Genomic DNA, 20,145 nt, shown 5'->3' with positions numbered 1-20,145 from the left:
TTACTCTCCCAGATGCGCCAGCAAGGATTCGAGCCGCTGTTTTAACTCAGCGACTTCGCTTTCCAGCACCTCAACGCGCGCCTGCAAATCGCTGGATGCCGCCTGAGGCTCATCGGCGGTTGTCACCATCGTCAGATCGACGTCGCCACAGAACAGATGCATATAGCGGCTTTCGCGTTTTCCCGGTTCACGCGCCAGACGGACCACGTAAGGACCATCTTCGCGGGTAGCCAGTTGTTCCAGCGTTGCCTCCACTTCCGCCACATCGCTGAATTCATACATGCGGGATGCGCGACTACGCAGTTCGCCCGGCGTCTGCGCACCGCGCAGTAACAGCGTGGTGATCAAGGCCACCTCACCGGCGCTGAGTTTAAGGTTACCAAACTCTGAATTGCAGAAGCGCTGTTCGTACTTGGTCACACGATTGCCGAATCCGCTCACCGTACGCAAGAAATGGCGTTTCACCAGATTATCGAGCTGATCCTGCACCTCCGATTCCGACAGATTCATCACCGGTTCACGATTAGTTTTTTGGTTGCAGGCGGTCACGACACCATTCACGGAGAGCGGATATTGTTCCGGCGTAGTTACCTGTTTTTCCAGCAAACAGCCAATCACGCGTGCTTCGGTAGCGGTTAATTCATATTTCATCGTCTTCTCCATTCATCAGCCAATACAGCTGAAACTTAGCGACCGGGGGTCCATTCTGATGTTGTTAACGCCGTCAGCACATGATCGCGCCACTGCCCATCTATCAGCAGATAGTCTTTGGCATAACCTTCTTTTTCAAATCCAAGCCGCGCCAGCAAATCGCCGCTACGTTTATTGTGTGGCATATAGTTCGCCATAATGCGATGAATATGCTGCGTACGCTGCATATAGCGAATGGCTGCAACCAATGCCTCGTACATCAATCCCTGCCCTTGCCACTTTTGCGCAATGGAATAGCCGAGATAGCAGGCATGAAACGATCCACGCACAACGTTGGAGAAATTTGCAACACCGATAATCTCTTTCTCTTCCGGGTCGAGCAGCGCAAAGTAATAGGCAGAGCCTTGTTTATGAAACTCGGTGATCATACTCAGACGCGCCTGCCAGCCAGAGGGATAGCAGTGGCTTTCATCGCGAATAGGCTCCCAGGGCTTTAAGAAATGACGATTCTCTGCGTAATAATCTGCCAGACGCCAGGCATCACGCTCATGCACTAAACGCACGACCAGGCGGTCCGTGGTTAAGCGCACTTTTGGCACGTTACTGCGATAGCCAAACATTCTATACCTACTCCTTCCCGCACCGTTTTCAATACGCTATTCGCGATACTATACCTGTACAAATATGCCCGATGAAAAGAGCAAAACACCATTTCTTGAATTATTCACACATTTTGATGAAAACTCTCTATCAAGACCGACTTTTGATAAAAAAATATTGTCCCGCCGAGGGTGGGAAAAGGTCAGACAACCCCGCAGAATAGACAGGCTTACCGTTAAAACTCTAAACAGAGTGACGAGTTTTTCCCTGGAGGGGAAATGTCGCAAGTCTCGCAGGCGAGGAACCTGGGTAAATATTTCCTGCTTATCGATAATATGCTGGTCGTGCTAGGCTTCTTCGTCGTCTTCCCGCTGATCTCGATTCGTTTCGTCGACCAAATGGGTTGGGCCGCCGTGATGGTCGGCATCGCGCTCGGGTTACGTCAATTTATTCAGCAGGGTTTGGGAATTTTTGGCGGGGCCATTGCCGACCGTTTTGGCGCAAAACCGATGATTGTCACCGGCATGCTGATGCGCGCCGCCGGGTTTGCGACGATGGGAATCGCCCATGAACCCTGGCTTCTGTGGTTTTCCTGTTTTCTCTCCGGGCTGGGCGGCACGCTGTTCGATCCCCCCCGTTCGGCGCTGGTGGTCAAACTGATCCGCCCGGAAAAGCGCGGGCGCTTCTTCTCCATCCTGATGATGCAGGACAGCGCCGGGGCGGTCATTGGGGCATTACTGGGAAGCTGGCTGTTACAGTATGACTTCAGGCTGGTCTGCGCCACCGGGGCCATTATCTTCATCCTGTGCGCCGCCTTTAACGCCTGGTTACTTCCTGCGTGGAAACTATCGACAGTGAAAATTCCGGTGCGTGAAGGGATGAACCACGTGATGCGTGACAAGCGATTTGTCACTTACGTGCTGACGCTGGCAGGTTACTACATGCTGGCAGTCCAGGTGATGCTGATGCTGCCGATTATGGTTAACGACATTGCCGGATCCCCAGCGGCCGTCAAATGGATGTATGCCATCGAGGCGTGCCTCTCGTTAACGTTGCTCTACCCGATTGCCCGCTGGAGCGAAAAACGTTTTCGCCTTGAACACCGCCTGATGGCCGGTCTGTTAATCATGTCAGTCAGCATGATGCCTATTGGGTTGGTCGGAAACCTACAGCAGCTCTTCACTCTGATCTGCACGTTCTATATCGGCTCCATTATTGCTGAGCCAGCACGTGAAACGCTCAGTGCCTCGCTGGCGAGCGCACGGGCCCGGGGGAGCTATATGGGTTTTAGTCGGCTGGGACTCGCCATCGGCGGCGCCATAGGCTACATCGGCGGCGGCTGGCTGTTTGATATGGGTAAGGCACTGTCGCAGCCCGAGTTACCGTGGATGATGCTGGGTGTTATCGGCATTATCACCTTCCTGGCGCTGGGCTGGCAGTTCAGCCACAAACGCACGACGCGTGGCATGCTGGAGCCTGATGCCTGACGCGTAACCCTCAGCCCGGACACCTTTTCAGTTTTTTCTGCTGGTGTCCGGGGCGCTGGTACTGGATGCTGCTTTGTGTCACGATTACGCCATAAGCATCATGTTGAGGAACCCCATGAAAAAGTTTTTTTTTGCTGCTGCACTCATTGTCAGCGGCCTGTTGGTTGGTTGTAATCAACTCACACAATACACGGTAAGCGAGCAAGAAATTAACCAGGCGCTGGCAAAGCATAATAATTTTTCGAAAGATATCGGTTTGCCCGGCGTTGCTGAAGCCCACATCGTGCTGAGCAATCTGACCAGCCAGATCGGTCGTGAAGAACCCAATAAAGTGACCCTAACCGGCGACGCCAACCTGGACATGAACTCACTATTTGGCAGCCAGAAAGCGACAATGAAGCTGAAGTTAAAAGCATTACCGGTGTTCAATAAAGAAAAAGGCGCGATTTATCTGCAAGAGATGGAAGTGGTTGATGCGACCGTCACGCCAGAAAAAATGCAGTCGGTTTTGCAAACCCTGATGCCGTATTTAAACCAGTCGCTGCGCAATTATTTCAACCAGCAACCGGCATACGTCCTGCGTGAAGACAGCAGTGAAGGCGAAGCGCTGGCTAAAAAGCTGGCAAAAGGAATTGAAGTAAAACCGGGTGAAATCATCATCCCGTTCACCGATTAACACACCAAAGGGCGCATCAGCGCCCTTTTTTTTCGTGCAAACGAAAACGTTTCCGCTTATCCTTTGTTTCCGGCAAAAAAGACTATCCTCAGCCGGAGCATATTGATGACTGCACCATCCCAGGTATTAAAGATCCGCCGCCCAGACGACTGGCATCTTCACTTTCGCGATGGCGACATGTTGAAAACTGTCGTGCCCTACACCAGTGAAATTTATGGACGCGCAATTGTCATGCCGAACCTGGCACCGCCCGTCACTACTGTTGACGCAGCCATCGCTTACCGTCAGCGTATTTTGGACGCCGTACCTGCCGGACACGATTTCACCCCGTTAATGACCTGCTATCTGACGGACACGCTGGATCCCAACGAACTGGAGCGCGGGTTCAACGAAGGTGTTTTCACCGCCGCCAAACTCTACCCGGCTAACGCCACCACCAACTCTACTCACGGCGTGACCTCTATTGATGCCATCATGCCGGTTCTGGAACGGATGGAAAAACTCGGCATGCCTTTGCTGGTGCACGGTGAAGTCACGCACGCGGAAATCGATATATTCGATCGCGAAGCACGCTTTATTGACACGGTGATGGAGCCATTGCGGTCGCGTCTGACCGCGCTGAAAGTGGTGTTTGAACATATCACCACTAAAGACGCCGCCGACTACGTGCGTGACGGCAATGATCTGCTGGCAGCGACCATTACCCCGCAGCATTTGATGTTTAACCGCAACCATATGCTGGTCGGGGGCATTCGTCCGCATCTGTATTGCCTGCCTATTCTCAAGCGAAACGTCCACCAGCAGGCGCTGCGCGAACTGGTCGCCAGTGGTTTCAGCCGGGCGTTCCTCGGCACTGACTCGGCGCCGCATGCGCGTCATCGTAAAGAATCCAACTGCGGCTGCGCGGGGTGTTTTAATGCCCCTACCGCACTCGCCAGTTATGCCACCGTCTTCGAAGAGATGAACGCCCTGGCCCATTTCGAGGCCTTCTGCTCGCTTAACGGTCCTCGCTTCTACGGACTGCCGGTTAACGACACCTTTATTGAACTGGTTAAAGAAGAGCAGCAGATACCGGAAAGTATCGCGCTGGAGGGAGACACGCTGGTGCCTTTCCTCGGCGGTGAAACAGTACGCTGGTCAGTGAAACGCTAAAAAAATGTCGCAACCTGTTGTCAACTGGCGAAGTTAACTGTATAAATAACCAGTATATTCAACAGGGGGCTATTATGCGTATTGAAGTCACTATTGCCAAAACTTCACCTTTGCCTGCTGGCGCCATTGACGCGTTGGCAGGTGAACTCTCCCGTCGTATTCACCATCATTTTCCGAATAACGACGGTAACGTCACCGTTCGTTATGCCGGCACAAACAATCTGTCGGTCATTGGCGCGACAAAAGAGGACAAAGAACGCATCAGCGAGATCCTGCAAGAAACATGGGAAAGCGCGGATGACTGGTTCATTAATGAATAAAAAATGATATGCAGTGATGTTTTTTGCCGGGTCGCCCCGGCTTTTTTTATTTTCCCGTATCATAAAGATTTCGAGCAATCTCTCTCAACAAAACAGTTAATGTTTATTTACATGCTGATTATCTTTTAGTCAAAACCACAAAATAACTGCACAACATGCTAAAAAAATATGAATGACATGCCGGTTTATCGTTCAGATAACACTTAAAACAAAAAAATTATGCCCTGTCCTCTTTAAATTTTCAGTGAATACCCTTATTTATTGATATACTGAACTTGCTTCAGAAAAAAACGCATTGAACCTCGAAAACCGTTGTCTAGTAACACGAATTAGGGGGCATGATGGAAAAGAATAATGAAGTCATTCAGACTCATCCGCTTGTAGGATGGGACATCAGCACCGTTGATAGCTATGATGCGCTGATGCTGCGTTTGCACTACCAGACCCCGAATCGTCCAGACCCAAATGGGACTGAAGTTGGTCAAACGCTCTGGTTAACCACTGATGTTGCCAGGCAATTTATTTCAATATTAGAAGCCGGAATCGCCAAAATTGAATCAGGTGATTTCCCCGCTAATGAGTATCAGCGTCATTAAATCTGATGCACCCAACCTTCAAAAGGCACCTTAACGGTGCCTTTCTTATTTGATAGTTGAATAATGCGGGTCAGTTATTTACCCTGCTACTATCGCGATTGCAGAGAGAAGCGGATGAAATACGACTTAATCATTATTGGCAGCGGTTCCGTAGGCGCCGCCGCCGGATACTATGCCACGCGCGCCGGTCTGAATGTACTGATGATCGATGCACATATGCCGCCGCACCAACAGGGTAGCCATCACGGCGATACACGCTTAATTCGTCATGCCTATGGCGAAGGTGAAAAATACGTTCCGTTGGTCCTGCGTGCGCAGACATTGTGGGATGAACTCGCCCAGCATAATGAAGAACCTGTGTTTGTCCGTTCTGGCGTTGTCAACCTCGGCCCGGCAGATTCCACGTTCTTATCTAACGTGGCGCAAAGCGCAAAACAGTGGCAGCTCAACGTTGAACAGTTGGATGCCGCTGCCATCATGGCCCGCTGGCCTGAAATTCGTGTCCCGGAAAACTATATCGGCCTGTTTGAGGCCGATTCAGGTTTTCTGCGCAGTGAGTTGGCCATTAAGACCTGGATTCGCCTGGCTGAGGAAGCAGGCTGCGCTCAGCTGTTTAAATGCCCGGTTACCGCGATTCACCATCATGATGATGGCGTAACGGTTGAGACCGCAGATGGCGACTATCACGCGAAAAAAGCGCTGGTGAGTGCCGGCACCTGGGTACAGGCATTAGTACCGGAATTGCCGATACAGCCAGTGCGCAAAGTGTTCGCGTGGTATCAGGCTGACGGGCGCTACAGCGTTAAAAACAATTTCCCGGCCTTCACCGGCGAATTGCCTAATGGCGATCAGTATTACGGTTTCCCGGCCGAGAACGACGAACTGAAGATTGGTAAACATAACGGCGGGCAGGTTATTCACTCAGCCGAAGAGCGCAAAGCGTTTGCCGCTGTCGCCAGCGATGGTTCAGAGGCTTTCCCGTTCCTGCGTTCTGTTCTGCCCGGCGTGGGATGTTGTCTGCACGGTGCGTCGTGCACCTACGATAACTCTCCGGATGAAGACTTTATTATTGATACGCTACCCGGACATGATAATACGCTTATTATTACCGGGCTAAGCGGTCACGGCTTTAAGTTTGCCTCGGTACTGGGGGAGATTGCGGCTGATTTTGCCCAGGACAAGCCGTCGGCCTTCGACCTGGCACCGTTCAAACTGAGCCGTTTTAAACTATAACCATGATATGGCCTCGCCACTGGGGCCATTTTATTGAAGGAATAATAGTGATGCGCCGCATCGTTGACTATCTGGTGAATAATATACGCGAGCATTTTATGCTCTACATTATTTTATGGTCTCTGCTGGCAATCATGGATGTAATATATATTATGTTTTTCTGATCTTAGCCTGCTGACAATAATTGACAGCAATTGAGATTTCTTTAATTTTTATTGTGATTAATTGAATAATCAGAAACCCTACAAAGTACCTCACATCAGGCTCTACCCGCCCATCTTTCTCTAAACACCTGATGATCAACTCATCATCACATCAAATTTATTGAATTAAGAATAAATATCATCACTATTGTTATTTATTAGTTGCATTAATGTCTTTTACAGGCCATTTTCATTCACTTCTGAAATATCTATCGGTGTATTTATGCAATTCAATAATAGTCCACAGCGCTATGGTGTGGTGTCAGCCGTTTTACACTGGCTGGTCGCGCTTGCCGTGTATGGCATGTTTGCGTTGGGTTTATGGATGGTCACACTCAGCTATTACGATGGCTGGTACCACCAGGCACCTGAACTGCATAAAAGCATCGGCGTATTGCTGATGATGGGGCTGGTGATTCGCGTGGTCTGGCGGCTGTTCTCTCCTCCTCCTGCGGCATTGAAAAGCTATTCTCGCTTAACTCGTCTGGCTGCGGCCCTGGGCCACCTCAGTTTATATCTGCTGCTGTTCTCCATTGCCATCAGTGGGTATTTAATTTCGACCGCAGACGGCAAACCCATCAGCGTCTTTGGCTGGTTTGAGATCCCCGCCACGCTCGCCAACGCCGGGGCGCAGGCCGATCTCGCCGGAAGCCTGCACCTGTGGCTTGCCTGGAGCGTTGTGGTCCTCTCTCTTTTACATGGGCTGATGGCCCTGAAACACCACTTTATCGACAACGACGATACCCTTAATCGCATGTTGGGAAAATCGTCATCTGACTATGGAGCTTAAAATGAAAAAAAACCTGCTGGGACTGACTCTCGCATCTTTACTGTTTACCACCGGTTCGGCCATCGCGGCAGATTACAAAATCGACAAAGAAGGACAACATGCCTTTGTTAATTTTCGTATTCAGCATCTGGGATACAGCTGGCTGTACGGCACCTTTAAAGACTTCGACGGATCGTTTACCTTCGATGAAAAAAATCCAGCCGCCGATAAAGTGAACGTCACCATTAACACCAACAGCGTTGACACTAATCATGCCGAGCGTGACAAGCATCTTCGCAGCGCAGATTTCCTTAACGTCGCCAAATTCCCGCAGGCGACCTTCACCTCCACCAGCGTGAAGAAAGCGGGTAACGACCTGGATATTACCGGGGATCTGACGCTGAATGGCGTCACCAAACCGGTCATGCTGGACGCGAAGCTTATTGGTCAGGGTGGCGATCCATGGGGTGGCACCCGTGCAGGCTTTGAAGCACAAGGGAAGATTAAGCTGAAGGACTTTAACATCACCACCGACCTGGGGCCTGCTTCACAGGAAGTAGACTTAATCATCTCGGTAGAAGGTGTTCAGCAGAAATAGCATCTCAATGCTGCCAAAATGGAAGCCGGATGAGGCTGTAGCCCTCATCCGGCATCATTTTATTGCGCAGGGTCCGGAATACCCAGTTTAGTATTCAGACGGCCACGGGACTTATTAAAAATTTTATTGCCATTCTCACGACCTGCGCGACGGCGACGTTGTTCCTCTTCAGGCAACGTACTCTCTTCACAACACAGATCGCTGCAGCACCCTTTGTACTTCTCGGCGCAGGCCGGGCACTGGATAAACAGAAGATGGCAGCCGTCATTTTTGCAGTTGGTATGACTGTCGCACGCCACACCACACTGGTGACAATGTGCGATAACATCTTCGGAGATCCGCTCCCCCATCCGTTCATCAAAAACAAAGTTTTTACCGATGAAGCGTACCGGAAGTCCCTGTTCTCGAGCTTTACGGGCATATTCAATAATGCCGCCCTCAATGTGCCAGACTTTACTGAACCCGTTGTATTTCATCCAGGCGCTGGCCTTCTCACAGCGAATACCGCCCGTGCAGTACATTACGATTTTTTTATCTTTATGTTCCTGCATCATTTCAACGGCTTTCGGCAACTGATCGCGGAACGTATCTGCCGGGATCTCCATGGCGTTCTCGAAGTGCCCCACCTCATACTCATAGTGGTTGCGCATATCGATAAACACCGCGTCAGGATCGTCAAGCATGGCGTTTACTTCTGCCGCCTTCAGGTAATCACCAACGTTGCTGGCATCAAAAGCAGGATCATCGATGCCATCTGCCACAATACGTTCACGGACTTTCATGCGCAGTACCCAGAACGATTTTCCGTCATCGTCCAGCGCAATGTTAAGTCGCAGCCCGGCAAATGCAGGATCAAACGCGTACAGCTGCTGACGGAATGCCTCGACCTTGCTTTGCGGCACGCTGATTTGTGCGTTAATGCCTTCGTGCGCCAGATATACGCGCCCGAAAACGTTCAGCTCGGTGAACAGTTGGTACAGTGCATCACGCGTATCCTGAGGATTAACGAGGTTGAAATATTTATAAAATGAAATCGTAGTGCGCGGCTCAGATTCCGCCAACATTTTAGCTTTGAGCGCGTCATTCGAAATGCGGTTGTGTAACACTGGCATGGTGTACGTTTCCTGCAGTCAGTAAAAAGATGAAAATCGGCCGGCATCATAAAGCAAACATCGCCAATTTACATCCACACATTTTACGCTACATTTCATACTTCATGATAAAAGCGTCACAACAATTGACGAAAAACCAGCCATTCTCTCGTCACAAATTTTTGATACGCGCGAAAAAATGCGACAATACAGGGCATTGGTCGTTTAATGACAGGATAGACATGACGAATTTACCCAAGTTCTCGGCTGCACTTTTGCATCCACGTTATTGGTTAACCTGGCTAGGTATTGGCATCCTTTGGTTGATCGTGCAGTTACCCTATCCGTTCCTCTATAAGCTGGGCTGTACATTAGGTCGGCTGGCGTTACATGTGATGAGACGCCGGGCAAAGATTGTTTCGCGTAATCTGGAGCTGTGCTTCCCACAGATGAGCGAACAAGAGCGTCAGCAGATGGTGGTAAAAAACTTTGAGTCCGTCGGCATGGGCGTAGTGGAAACTGGCATGGCCTGGTTTTGGTCCGACCGTCGTATTACGCGCTGGACCGAAGTAATCGGCATGGAGCATATTCGTGATGTTCAGGCACAGCAGCGTGGGATCCTGTTAGTGGGTCTGCACTTTCTGACGCTTGAATTAGGCGCGCGTCAGTTTGGTTTACAGGAACCCGGTATCGGGGTGTATCGCCCCAACGACAATCCGCTGCTCGACTGGCTGCAAACCTGGGGGCGTATGCGCTCCAATAAATCAATGCTCGATCGTAAAGATCTAAAAGGGATGGTCAAGGCTCTGAAGAAAGGTGAAGTGGTCTGGTATGCCCCGGATCACGACTACGGCCCACGCTCCAGCGTCTTTGTGCCGCTGTTTGCTGTAGAGCAGGCTGCAACCACCTCTGGGACATGGATGCTGTCGCGGATGTCCAATGCGTGTCTGGTGCCGTTTGTCCCTCGTCGTAAACCTGACGGCAAAGGGTATCAGTTGATTATGCTGCCGCCGGAATGTTCGCCGCCGCTGGACGATGCTGAAACCACCGCCGCGTGGATGAACAAAATTATTGAGAAATGCATCATGATGGCGCCGGAGCAATATATGTGGCTACATCGCCGGTTCAAAACACGCCCTGAAGGCGCACCTTCCTTGTACTGACCCTTTGTTGCAGCCCGCGGGCTGCAACATCTCCCCCTCCGTTTAGGTTTTACTGCTCTGCGCATTGCAGCGACTATCAACCAGGCGCATAATTAGTCTGCTTACTTATTTTTACACGATAGCGCAAACAGCGCGCCACACTGCGGATCGCTATGTCACCCTCAGATGTCTCCATCAACTGGAAGCGTAATCTCACGGTTGCCTGGCTCGGTTGCTTTTTAACCGGTGCAGCATTTAGCCTAGTGATGCCTTTCTTACCCTTGTATGTCGAAAGCCTCGGCGTGACGGGACACGGTGCCCTGAACATGTGGTCGGGTCTGGTGTTCAGCATTACGTTTCTTTTTTCAGCTATCGCTTCACCTTTCTGGGGCGGCCTTGCAGATCGCAAAGGCAGGAAAATCATGCTCCTGCGCTCAGCGCTGGGGATGGCTGTCGTGATGCTGCTAATGGGGCTGGCGCAAAATATCTGGCAGTTTTTGATCCTGCGTGCGCTGCTGGGACTGCTTGGTGGGTTCATTCCCAATGCGAATGCGCTGATCGCCACCCAGGTGCCGCGCAATAAAAGCGGCTGGGCGCTGGGAACACTTTCAACCGGCGGCGTCAGTGGCGCACTGCTGGGCCCGCTGGCGGGAGGCTTGCTTGCCGACCAATACGGGTTGCGCCCCGTTTTCTTTATTACCGCCAGCGTGCTGCTGCTCTGTTTTATGCTGACGTTATTTTTTATTCGTGAGCATTTTCAACCGGTCAGCAAAAAAGAGATGTTGCACATTCGGGAGGTCGTCGGATCCTTAAAAAATCCAAAGCTGGTACTGAGTCTGTTCGTCACCACACTGATCATTCAGGTCGCAACCGGATCCATCGCACCTATCTTGACACTGTATGTGCGGGAACTGGCGGGTAACGTCGGCAATATCGCTTTTATCAGCGGCATGATCGCTTCCGTTCCCGGCGTGGCCGCTTTACTCAGCGCGCCAAGGCTGGGCAAATTAGGCGACCGCATAGGCCCGGAGAAGATCCTGATTGTCGCCCTGGTCATTTCCGTATTGCTGCTCATCCCCATGTCATTCGTCCAGACGCCCTGGCAGCTCGGCGTCCTGCGCTTTTTGCTGGGAGCCGCCGACGGCGCACTGCTCCCTGCCGTACAAACGCTGCTGGTCTATAACTCAACCAACCAAATAGCCGGGCGTATTTTCAGCTACAACCAGTCATTTCGTGATATTGGCAACGTGACGGGGCCACTGATGGGCGCAGCTATTTCAGCCAACTATGGTTTTCGCGCGGTCTTCTGCGTGACCGCGGGAGTGGTCTTATTTAACGCGCTCTACTCCTGGAACAGCCTGCGCCGACGTCGCGAAACCCAGCGCACGCAATGATTTTTGTGCATTCATACTTGCACTAGCGGAGAATCAACTATTATTTCCCTGAATACCTCATTAAATCAAAGGGAGACGCTGATGACCATGTATGCCACGCTGGAAGAAGCCATTGATGCTGCCCGTGAAGAGTTTCTGGCTGATAACCCCGACCTAGATGCGGACGACGCCAGTGTTCAGCAGTTGAACGTACAAAAGTATGTGCTACAGGATGGTGACATCATGTGGCAGGCTGAGTTTTTCGCCGACGAAGATGAGGAAGGCGAATGTCTGCCGATGCTGAGCGGTGAAGCGGCACAAAGCGTCTTTGATGGCGATTATGATGAGATTGAAATTCGCCAGGAGTGGCTGGAGGAAAATACCCTCCACGAGTGGGATGAAGGCGAATTCCAGCTTGAACCACCTCTGGATACCGAGGAAGGTCAGACAGCAGCCGACGAATGGGATGAGCGGTAATTACTCGTAGGGACCATGATGGATGTCAAGGGGCAACAGCAGCGTATCAAACACCAGTGAAAAAGGCAGATCGATCAGGGTGACATAGCGCCATGCTGAATCCCGGACATCCCACTGCACGCCGGGATAGTATTGATTTCCGTGACCTTGCCCCGGGATCGTGCGGCTAATAATACTGCCGCACCCGCTCAGCAAGATGACCATGATTCCAACCGCAAGTATTCGCACCTGAACCCTCATTAACAACATTGTCATCCGCATAAAAAAATACCGGCACCAGGCCGGTATTTTCACATTTCAGGCGTTCTATTTCTTCCTGAGTGCCAGCGGGTTCAGGGTTATCCCCTGATAATAATTAACCCACGACGAATACTTATCCGGCGAGTTCCAGACGCGATAATGTAAACGCGCCATGGTCACCGGATCGCTCAACAGCACAAGGCGGCGATCGCGATTCAGTTTCTCAGGTGTATCGTTCAGCGCCTGCTCGACATGACGGTCACGGGCAATCTCCAGCACGTTACTGGCGCGGTGACGCGCGGTCGCCATCGCCGTAGCCAGTGCGTTAAATGACGGGTTAAACACCGCGTGCATAAAGCCGTCATCCAGCGAGCGATTGCGATTCATTACCAGGTAGTTATCCGTATCCACCAGCACCTGCGGAGGAGAATACTCCTCCGGGATCAGGAACAGCTTCCAGCGCTTGGTACGTAACCCTATCGTTGAACGGCTGGAAATCACCGACACAAACGGCGACAGGATCAGGGAGAAGACAATCGGTGCCAGCCAGAACAGGAAGCGCAGATCCAGCCAGGCCATACCGACCGCCCAGACCAGACCCAGCAGCAGCTGGGAGCCGTGACGCATAAACGCTTCACCCCACGGAGTGGAGTCATCATCACGCTGCGGCGAGTTCCAGACGACTTCCCAACCGAGGAAAGCACTGACCACGAAGACGGTATGGAACAGCATACGCACCGGCGCCAGCAGCACGGAGAACAGCACCTCCAACAGCAGCGACAGCGTCACGCGGACAAAACCGCCGTACTCTTTCGTCCCTTTGCACCAGATGAGCAAAATACTCAGCAGCTTCGGCAGGAACAGCAGCACCATGGTTGAGGCAAACAGCGCAATCGCCAGCTCAGGACGCCACTGCGGCCACACCGGGAACAACTGACGCGGCTGCAGGAAGTATTGCGGCTCCGTCAGCGCATGCACCACCTGCAATGCGGTTGAAAGCGCGAGGAACATAAACCACAGCGGGGCAGACAGATAAGACATCACGCCCGTCAGGAACACCGCACGGTGAACCGGATGCATCCCTTTGACCAGGAACAGACGGAAGTTCATCAGGTTGCCGTGACACCAACGACGGTCACGCTTCAGTTCATCAAGCAGGTTTGGCGGCAGCTCTTCATAAGAACCCGGCAGATCGTAGGCAATCCACACCCCCCAGCCTGCACGACGCATTAACGCCGCTTCCACGAAGTCATGGGAGAGGATCGAACCCGCAAACGAGCCTTCACCCGGTAGCGGTGCGAGCGCACAATGCTCAATAAACGGCTTCACGCGAATAATCGCGTTGTGACCCCAGTAGTGCGACTCCCCGAGCTGCCAGAAGTGAAGCCCGGCGGTAAACAGCGGCCCATACACGCGCGTAGCAAACTGCTGGCAGCGTGCATACAGCGTGTCCATACCGGACGCTTTTGGCGACGACTGAATAATACCGGCATTCGGGTTCGCTTCCATCAGACGCACCAGGCCGGTCAGGCAATCGCCGCTCATTACCGAGTCCGCGTCCAGGACGACCATGTAGCTGTACTGATTCCCCCAGCGACGGCAGAAGTCATCAATGTTGCCGCTTTTACGCTTCACACGACGACGACGACGGCGGTAGAAAATCTGTCCTTCGCCCTGCACTTCAGCGATCAGCTCCATCCAGGCTTTTTGTTCCGCCACGCAGATATCAGGGTTGTAGCTGTCGCTCAGGATGTAGACATCGAAATGCGCAGCATTACCCGTGGCTTTCACCGATTCCCACGTGGCGCGCAGCCCCGCGAATACGCGGTCAACGTCCTCGTTACAGATAGGCATGATCAACGCGGTGCGGTGCTCAGGGTTTAATGCTTCATCCCCCACCGTTGACGCGGAAATACTGTACTTATCGCGGCCAATCAGCAGTTGCAAGAACCCCATCAGCGCGGTCCAGAACCCTGCCGATACCCAGCAGAACAATACCGCAAACAGAATCAGGATACCGGTCTGGAGCACATAGGGCAGCAATTGCATAAAGGAGACCCACAGGTCCTGCCCCATCATGTCTGCCGGATTAATGAACGCCCAGCCCTGGTACGGAAGAATGGTCTTCATATACCAGGTCGCAACGACCGTTTGCGCCAGCGTTAAGATAAGCAGCGTATAGCGGCGAATCGTCCCGACGGTACGCCATTTCTGTTCACTTTCTTGTTCTTCTTTCGTCAAACGAGAAAGATAACGCGGCGTAACATCGCGTCCACGCAGACGATCCCAAAAACGGCCTACCGGGTTGGTACGCCAGGGATCGGGAAACATAGATGTACGCGTAGCCTTCGGCATAGCCTGCAGCTGGTCGCGTCCTTCATCGTCTTTAATTAACTGCTCTTTGGCCAGAGAATCCGGCCAGGCTTGCTCAAGGCGAGCTTTAACAGACCCCTGTGGTGAATCGTCTTCGCGCGAGTAAGTACGATGCTCAGCATCCAGCGCCTGATGAACGGCGCGGATGTCAGTTTTCGGCAGTGCCGCTTTCTTGATATCCGAAAGCGGCATTGCGTCAATATACTCAGTTGTCTTATTCATTGGCAGGTAACTGGTAGCTCCAGGTTTCACTCAACGGCTGATCGGCATTGACCAACGCAGCACGCATTTCAGTGGTTTTCTTCGCATCTTTCACTTTCACGCGCAGCATCAGACGCCAACCCTTAGTGACCGGGTTATAACGCACCGTACTCTCAACGATTTCACCGTTATCACCAATGCTGGTCTGCGCGGTGACTGGGGTATCCTGCGGCAGTTTTTTCATATCTGCGCCGGCAAAATCCACGATAAATGCAATCGTGCCGTCAGGCTGACGAATGAGGTTCGATTGTTTGACATCACCGGTAGAACGACGCGTCTGCTGTACCCAGGCATTATCCGGCGCATGAAGTTTGTCTTCATCGCGGGTAAAGGTCAGTGTGTACTTGAAGTTCATCTCTTTGCCTGCTTCAGGCAGTTGGTCCGGCGTCCAGTAAGCGACGATGTTGTCGTTGGTTTCATCGTTGGTTGGGATTTCAACTAACTCAAGTTTCCCCTTGCCCCAGTCACCTTTCGGCGTTACCCAGGCACTCGGACGCAGGTCGTAGCGGTCGTCGATATCTTCAAAACGCGAGAACTGGCGACCACGTTGCAGCAGACCAAATCCCTGCGGGTTTTCCATCGCAAAACTGCTCACCGCGAGATGTTTCGGGTTATTCAGCGGACGCCAAATCCACTCGCCGTTGCCAGCATGGATAGACAAACCGTTAGAGTCATGCAGCTCCGGACGATAGTTGGTCGCCGGAGACGGTTGGTTCGGCCCGAACAGGAACATACTGGTCAGCGGCGCAACGCCCAGTTTGCCTACTTTGTCGCGCAGGTAAACTTTGGACTGAACGTCCACCACCGTGTCACGGCCTGGCATAATCACAAAACGATAGGCCCCAGTGGCGCGTGGGGAGTCCAGCAATGCATAGATGGTTAAACGTTTGTCAGTCGGTTTTGGACGTTCGATCCAAAACTCGCGAAAACGGGGAAATTCTTCACCGGAAGGCAGTGCGGTATCAATAGCGAGGCCGCGTGCAGACAGGCCATAAACCTGACCGGCTCCCAGGACGCGGAAATAGCTGGCACCGAGCATGCTGACGATTTCATCGTTTTTATCTTTGCTGTTGATCGGGTACAGCACCTTGAACCCGGCGAAACCGAGATCTTTTACCGTGTCTTTATCATGCTGAACATCGCCGAAATTAAAATAATCCGGGTTGTATTTGATTCTCTTTACCGCTGTGGCGGTAACTTCGTTGATCTTGACCGGCGTGTCGAAGTACATACCCTGGTGGTAGAACTCGAGCTTAAATGGGGTCTTGAGATTGCTCCAGTAGGCTTTATCGTGATTGAACTGGATCTGCTGATAATCCGCATACTTCATGTCGCGGAAAACGGAGGGCAAGTTACTTTTAGGCGCCTCATAGCCTTTATCGGCTAAGGATTGAGCTTGCTTTGCCACATCATCAATACTGAATGCCCAGCTCGAAGATGTGTACAGCGTTAACATGACTGCTGCACCCAACCAACGCATTTTCATCATTTGTAGTTTATGTTTCATAATTAGTAAGCACTTCCCCCTTTGTGTGCTTATATTGATCCGATCCATTTTAATGGATAATCGGGTATTCCGACAACTGAATCCCTGTATTGTTCGCGCGCTGGCTCATGGTTTAATCAGGTTCATCTGCCTGTTTTCACTTTGCGTGCTTATCCTGGAGACAGGTTGTTGGACTTCGTGTAGGGTTGCCCTCGAATGTAACCATTATTCGTCTTAGGGATAAGACGAAAAGTCTGAGAATACGTAACTGTTTATGAGCTCTGTATCCCCTCCGCGTGAATATTTTCTTGACTCCATCCGCGCCTGGCTGATGTTGTTGGGGATCCCATTCCATATCTCATTGATCTATTCCACACACACCTGGCACGTGAACAGTGCTGAACCGTCGTGGTGGCTAACCTTGTTTAACGACTTCATCCATGCGTTTCGCATGCAGGTGTTTTTTGTTATTTCGGGTTATTTTTCCTACATGTTGTTTTTACGCTATCCATTAAAACGCTGGTGGAAAGTGCGTGTTGAGCGCGTGGGGATCCCGATGTTGACCGCGATTCCCTTGCTCACACTGCCGCAATTTATCATGCTGCAATATGTAAAAGGGAAAGCAGAGAGTTGGCACACGCTCAGCGGGTACGATAAATATAACGCCCTTGCCTGGGAGCTCATTTCTCATCTGTGGTTTTTGCTGGTCCTTGTGGTGTTAACGACCGTGAGCATGTGGGTATTTACCCAAATTAAGAAGCGTCAGGAAAGCCAGCAGGGAACGCCCCCTGCCCCAGCGTCAATGGTAAAGTTAACGCTAATTTTTGCCTTGCTTGGTGTGGGCTACGCCGTCGTCAGACGAACCATTTTTATTCTCTACCCTTCGATCCTCAGCGACGGCATGTTTAATTTTGTCGTCATGCAAACGCTGTTTTATGTGCCTTTCTTTATGCTCGGCGCGCTGGCATTCATTAATCCCAATCTGAAGGCGCTGTTCACCACCCCCTCGCGTGGTTGCACTCTCGGTGCAGGAGCGGCCTTTGTGGCGTACCTACTCAACCAACGTTACGGCAACGGCGACGCCTGGATGTATGAAACTGAATACGTGGTAACCATGGTTCTGGGGCTGTTGATGGTTAACGTGGTCTTTTCGCTCGGCTATCGTTTATTGAATTTTCAGTCAGCGCGCGTAACCTATTTTGTCAATGCATCGCTGTTTATTTATCTGGTGCATCATCCGTTAACGCTGTTTTTCGGCGCCTATATCACACCGCACATCTCATCCAATCTGCTGGGCTTTCTCTGTGGACTGCTGTTTGTGGTCGGGATCGCGGTGATACTGTACGAAATTCATCTCCGGATCCCGGTACTGAAGTTTTTGTTTTCAGGAAAACCGCCGGTTAAGCAGGACAAAAACAAGGCCGTCACTGGTTAGCTTGGGTTACGTCGTTCAGAGCAACCATTCAATCGGTAATATCGAGGCCAGCTTCACCAATACCCGCTTCCAGAATCCGGTGGCGGGTTCTTTTTTCAGCACCTGCTCATGACCCTGCTGGCGGTCAATCCAGTTAATCCGTCCCCAGCGATCGAGACGCAATTGCCAGGCAACATCATGCTGACTCTGCATAAAACGGTTATGAATCAGTGCAGCCAGGCTTTCGCTTTCAATCACAAATCCCATTTCCGTGTTGAGCAATGTGGAGCGCGGATCAAAATTAAGCGAGCCGATAAACACCTTACGCCCGTCAATACTGAAAGTTTTAGCGTGCAAACTCGAGCCCGAATTACCGGTTAATCCGCGATCGTGTACAGCCGTGGCGCGATCGCGTGTCGGTTTAAGCTCATATAATTCCACACCATAGCGCAGCAGTTTTTTTCGCCAGCGCGCGTAGCCGGCATGAACAATTGCCACATCATTCGCCGCCAGCGAATTGGTTAGAATGGCAATTTTGACCCCTTTTCTCACCAAACGCAGCAGTTGGGCCACGCCCGCCCGTGTAGGCACAAAATAGGCGGAAATAATATCAATACGCTCGGTAGGTGAGCCCATAATATCGAACAAGCGCTGAGGTAATAGCGAATGGCGCGGAGCCTTCCCCTCACCTTTTAGCGGGTCGTCGCTGAGCAGACGTGTTTTGGCCCAAATCAGCGGCAACGCCCCCCGATCGAGGCTGGCCATGAACTGGCTGGTTTCCAGCTTATTCAGGTAACGGCGAGTTATATCATCGTTATACCAGGACTCCGGCAGGTCAATACGCTGGGTAGGTTCAGGCTCTGACAGTGAGAGCACTTTTTTGAGTGTTGAAACGGACTGACACTGCCAGTAACGTTCAAAATCATCCGCAACCTCGGCCACCACCGGCCCTACGGCCATTACATCCAAATCAGAAAATAGCGGCTGTTCGCCTGCGCCAAAATAGGCGTCACCGATATTGCGCCCGCCAACCAACGTGACCACCCCGTCGGCGGTATAACTTTTATTATGCATACGACGGTTAAGTCGGGCGAAATCGGTTAAATAGCCCACCGCACGCAAGATGCGAAAAGAGAAAGGATTAAACAGGCGGACTTCGATATTCGGGTGGTTATCCAGTAATTGCAGCGTATCATCCAGACCCGGCGTGTTGTTGTCGTCCAGCAACAAACGGACCTGCACGCCACGTTTCGCTGCGGCCAGCAGTACCGAAAACAATAGCAGCCCGGACATGTCGTTCTCCCAGATGTAATACTGCACATCCAGGGAGCGTTCCGCCATTTCAGTGAGTCGATAGCGAGCGGCATACGCATCCAGACTGTCATCCAGCGCAAGGATGCCGCATTGTTCAGGATGGCTGGCGCAAAGCGGAGTAATTGCACGCTCGAGCCGCGTCATATCAGGCTGGGTTATCATCGCCTTGCTGGGGGAGTAATCTGTTATAAAGTTGGGCCGTTTCGTCATCAAAACACACGAAGTAAATATGCTCAGGTAGCGCCCGGCGGGTCGTGAACCTCAACACCGTGTTGACGGCGATTTCCGCTGCTGCTGCGCGCGGATAACCATACACTCCCGTGCTAATCGCCGGAAAAGCAATGGATTGATAGCCATTGGCTAAGGCCAGTTGCAGCGTGTTCAAATAGGCCTCTTCGAGACGTTCAGCTTCATGATGATCGCCCCCCTGCCACACAGGCCCCACGGTATGAATAACCGCTTTCGCAGGAAGATTGCCTGCCAGAGTGATGACCGCATGACCCGTTGGACATTCTCCCTGCTGTTGGATAACCTGTTTGCAGGCCTCCAACAATGCCGGTCCGGCAGCGCGATGAATTGCCCCATCCACACCACCGCCTCCCAATAGGGACGAATTGGCAGCATTGACGATCACATCAACAGCCATCGTCGTAATGTCGCCCTGTACCACATGAACACGCGATTGCATA

Annotated in this window: 21 protein-coding genes; 13 read left to right on the top strand and 8 right to left on the bottom strand. The window is 51.8% G+C overall.

The window, feature by feature from the left end; translation table 11 throughout:
* Together M2374_RS02580 and rimJ are read right to left on the bottom strand one after the other, a co-directional pair.
* Complete coding sequence (locus M2374_RS02580; RefSeq protein ID WP_181219397.1) at positions 1–651, bottom strand: YceH family protein; 651 nt, start codon at positions 649–651, stop codon at positions 1–3.
* Positions 652–686: 35 nt separating this feature from the next.
* On the bottom strand, positions 687–1,271 hold the full coding sequence (gene rimJ, locus M2374_RS02575; protein WP_115258871.1) for a ribosomal protein S5-alanine N-acetyltransferase: 585 nt from the start codon (positions 1,269–1,271) through the stop codon (positions 687–689).
* Positions 1,272–1,529: 258 nt separating this feature from the next.
* On the opposite strand from rimJ, the gene mdtH reads away from it, so the two are divergent.
* The 9 genes from mdtH to M2374_RS02530 all read left to right on the top strand — a co-directional run bounded on the left by mdtH (position 1,530) and on the right by M2374_RS02530 (position 8,285).
* Complete coding sequence (gene mdtH, locus M2374_RS02570; protein ID WP_117341763.1) at positions 1,530–2,738, top strand: multidrug efflux MFS transporter MdtH; 1,209 nt, start codon at positions 1,530–1,532, stop codon at positions 2,736–2,738.
* Positions 2,739–2,853: 115 nt separating this feature from the next.
* Positions 2,854–3,414 (top strand): lipoprotein, encoded by a 561-nt coding sequence (locus tag M2374_RS02565; protein WP_096757571.1) that lies wholly within the window; start codon positions 2,854–2,856, stop codon positions 3,412–3,414.
* 105 nt (positions 3,415–3,519) lie between these two features.
* On the top strand, positions 3,520–4,566 hold the full coding sequence (gene pyrC, locus M2374_RS02560; protein WP_096757572.1) for a dihydroorotase: 1,047 nt from the start codon (positions 3,520–3,522) through the stop codon (positions 4,564–4,566).
* Between the two features lie 74 nt (positions 4,567–4,640).
* Complete coding sequence (gene dinI / locus M2374_RS02555) at positions 4,641–4,886, top strand: DNA damage-inducible protein I (protein WP_115258874.1); 246 nt, start codon at positions 4,641–4,643, stop codon at positions 4,884–4,886.
* Positions 4,887–5,227: 341 nt separating this feature from the next.
* Positions 5,228–5,482, top strand: coding sequence for a biofilm formation regulator BssS (gene bssS / locus M2374_RS02550; RefSeq protein WP_096757575.1), 255 nt, complete (start codon positions 5,228–5,230; stop codon positions 5,480–5,482).
* 114 nt (positions 5,483–5,596) lie between these two features.
* A complete protein-coding gene (solA, locus tag M2374_RS02545; protein WP_117341761.1) occupies positions 5,597–6,715 on the top strand; it encodes an N-methyl-L-tryptophan oxidase in 1,119 nt (372 codons plus the stop codon).
* Positions 6,716–6,765: 50 nt separating this feature from the next.
* Positions 6,766–6,879, top strand: coding sequence for a YceO family protein (locus M2374_RS02540; protein WP_096757577.1), 114 nt, complete (start codon positions 6,766–6,768; stop codon positions 6,877–6,879).
* 262 nt (positions 6,880–7,141) lie between these two features.
* Positions 7,142–7,708, top strand: a complete 567-nt coding sequence (locus tag M2374_RS02535) for a cytochrome b (RefSeq protein WP_181688280.1) — start codon at positions 7,142–7,144, stop codon at positions 7,706–7,708.
* A 1-nt stretch (position 7,709) separates the two neighbouring features.
* The gene (locus M2374_RS02530; RefSeq protein WP_181688281.1) at positions 7,710–8,285 is read left to right on the top strand and encodes a YceI family protein; all 576 of its coding nucleotides are present in this window, start codon (positions 7,710–7,712) and stop codon (positions 8,283–8,285) included.
* Positions 8,286–8,344: 59 nt separating this feature from the next.
* On the opposite strand, the gene M2374_RS02525 is transcribed toward M2374_RS02530, so the two are convergent.
* On the bottom strand, positions 8,345–9,397 hold the full coding sequence (locus tag M2374_RS02525; protein WP_137362093.1) for a rhodanese-related sulfurtransferase: 1,053 nt from the start codon (positions 9,395–9,397) through the stop codon (positions 8,345–8,347).
* A 221-nt stretch (positions 9,398–9,618) separates the two neighbouring features.
* On the opposite strand from M2374_RS02525, the gene M2374_RS02520 reads away from it, so the two are divergent.
* From M2374_RS02520 to M2374_RS02510, 3 genes are all read left to right on the top strand, one after another.
* Positions 9,619–10,539 (top strand): Kdo(2)-lipid IV(A) acyltransferase, encoded by a 921-nt coding sequence (locus M2374_RS02520; RefSeq protein ID WP_117341757.1) that lies wholly within the window; start codon positions 9,619–9,621, stop codon positions 10,537–10,539.
* Between the two features lie 152 nt (positions 10,540–10,691).
* The gene (gene mdtG, locus M2374_RS02515) at positions 10,692–11,912 is read left to right on the top strand and encodes a multidrug efflux MFS transporter MdtG (RefSeq protein WP_096757582.1); all 1,221 of its coding nucleotides are present in this window, start codon (positions 10,692–10,694) and stop codon (positions 11,910–11,912) included.
* An 81-nt stretch (positions 11,913–11,993) separates the two neighbouring features.
* Positions 11,994–12,368: a MysB family protein gene (locus M2374_RS02510; protein WP_096757583.1), complete on the top strand. Its 375-nt coding sequence runs from the start codon at positions 11,994–11,996 to the stop codon at positions 12,366–12,368.
* Here the strand turns inward: M2374_RS02510 and M2374_RS02505 are convergent, their stop codons facing one another.
* From M2374_RS02505 to mdoG, 3 genes are all read right to left on the bottom strand, one after another.
* The gene (locus tag M2374_RS02505; RefSeq protein ID WP_217439126.1) at positions 12,369–12,608 is read right to left on the bottom strand and encodes a YceK/YidQ family lipoprotein; all 240 of its coding nucleotides are present in this window, start codon (positions 12,606–12,608) and stop codon (positions 12,369–12,371) included.
* 66 nt (positions 12,609–12,674) lie between these two features.
* Positions 12,675–15,203: a glucans biosynthesis glucosyltransferase MdoH gene (gene mdoH / locus M2374_RS02500; protein ID WP_181688282.1), complete on the bottom strand. Its 2,529-nt coding sequence runs from the start codon at positions 15,201–15,203 to the stop codon at positions 12,675–12,677.
* A complete protein-coding gene (gene mdoG, locus M2374_RS02495) occupies positions 15,196–16,731 on the bottom strand; it encodes a glucans biosynthesis protein MdoG (protein WP_096759435.1) in 1,536 nt (511 codons plus the stop codon). The genes mdoH and mdoG overlap by 8 nt, the downstream gene beginning before the upstream one ends.
* Positions 16,732–17,002: 271 nt before the next feature.
* Between mdoG and mdoC the strand changes: the two genes are divergently transcribed.
* Complete coding sequence (gene mdoC / locus M2374_RS02490; RefSeq protein WP_115258880.1) at positions 17,003–18,163, top strand: glucans biosynthesis protein MdoC; 1,161 nt, start codon at positions 17,003–17,005, stop codon at positions 18,161–18,163.
* A gap of 15 nt (positions 18,164–18,178) precedes the next feature.
* On the opposite strand, the gene M2374_RS02485 is transcribed toward mdoC, so the two are convergent.
* Together M2374_RS02485 and ymdB are read right to left on the bottom strand one after the other, a co-directional pair.
* Entirely contained in the window at positions 18,179–19,666 is a 1,488-nt protein-coding gene (locus M2374_RS02485; protein WP_404979166.1) for a phospholipase D family protein, read from the bottom strand.
* On the bottom strand, positions 19,602–20,144 hold the full coding sequence (gene ymdB, locus M2374_RS02480) for an O-acetyl-ADP-ribose deacetylase (protein WP_181631000.1): 543 nt from the start codon (positions 20,142–20,144) through the stop codon (positions 19,602–19,604). Before ymdB ends, M2374_RS02485 begins: the two co-directional genes overlap by 65 nt.
* Position 20,145 lies beyond the last annotated feature (1 nt).

This window comes from Citrobacter sp. JUb117 (genome assembly GCF_024809055.1).
Classification (GTDB): Bacteria; Pseudomonadota; Gammaproteobacteria; order Enterobacterales; family Enterobacteriaceae; genus Citrobacter; species Citrobacter gillenii.
This window is presented reverse-complemented; position numbering and strand designations above follow the sequence as displayed.